General features: G+C 64.8%; 1 protein-coding gene. It reads right to left on the reverse strand.

The window, feature by feature from the left end:
- On the reverse strand, positions 1-1,040 hold a 1,040-nt coding region (locus tag BM315_RS24140; RefSeq protein WP_141124040.1), incomplete at its 3' end, for a HAMP domain-containing protein.
- Positions 1,041-1,208 lie beyond the last annotated feature (168 nt).

The raw sequence follows: 1,208 nt of genomic DNA on the forward strand, positions 1-1,208 counted from the left end.
TCCTCCACCGTGGTGGCGATCTCGCTGATCGCGGTGGCGGTTTCCTGGGTGCTCGAGGCCACCTGGCTGGTGGCGGCGAGAATCTCCTCGCTGGAACCGGCCAGCACCGTGATGCCTTCGTTCATCTCCTGCACCAGTTCGCGCAGGTTGCGCACCATGGTGGCAAAGGCGCGCCCCAGTACATCGCGTTCGGAAACGGCCTGGATATCCTCATGCAACTGACCTTGCGCCAGGCGCTCGGCCTTGCCGGCCAACTCCTGTAAGTACAAGCCCATGCGGGTGAAGGCCTGGCTCAGACGGCCGACCTCGTCCTGGCGCGAGCTGCTGCTCATATCCGTGGGGATGTCGCCGCCGCTGATGCGCTCGGCCCAACCGGTCAGGCGCATCAGCGGCTGGGCGATATGCCGGCTCAACCACCAGGCGAACACGCCTGCCAGCCCGGCCAGCAGCAGGCCCAGTTGCAACTGCTGCAGGCGCTGGACCGCCAGTGCCTGCTGCGCCTGCTCCAGGCCCTGACGCACCCCCAGCGCAGTCAGTTCGGTCAACTGCTCGCCCAGCACTGCGATCGTATCGACCCGCTCGTTCTGGATGCCACCGAACAAGCGTCTGGCCTCCTCCCGGTTGCCGCTGCGAATCAGCGGCAGCACCTGGGTATCGCGCGTATGGGCAAAAACGCTGCGCTGTTCCTCCAGTTTATCGACCAGCATCGCGACCTCGGGATCGCCGCTCAAGGTGCTGCGCAAGCGTGCCAGCAAGCGGGCACTGCGCTCGCTGCTGCGCTGAATTTCCATCAGGTAATCGCCCTCATCGCCGTCCAGCGCCGACTGCAAAGCGATGCGCTGGCCGAGGATATTGATCAGCAGATCCTTGGTCTCCGCGACCCGCTCGTAACGCCGGGTGAAATCCTCCGCATCGGCTTGCTGCAGACGCACGAAGCGCTCCAGGCTGAACACCAGCATGGCGCCGAAGCCCAGGATCAGCAGGGCAAAGGCCAGCAACAGTTTGTTGCCGATACGCAGGTCGGCCAGTTTCGCCATCATCGTGCAACTCTCCTTATGCGGGCGCCGCCCGCTGGCCTGATCCGGAACGGGTATTCACAGCTGGAAGCGATCCGCCAGGCCCTTGAGTTTGAGGCCCAGTTGATGCAGGTTGCGCGCCGCCAGATCGACCTGGCGAGTACCGCCGACATTGTCCTGGCTGGCCTGGCG

The organism is Pseudomonas borbori (assembly GCF_900115555.1).
Classification (GTDB): domain Bacteria; phylum Pseudomonadota; class Gammaproteobacteria; order Pseudomonadales; family Pseudomonadaceae; genus Aquipseudomonas; species Aquipseudomonas borbori.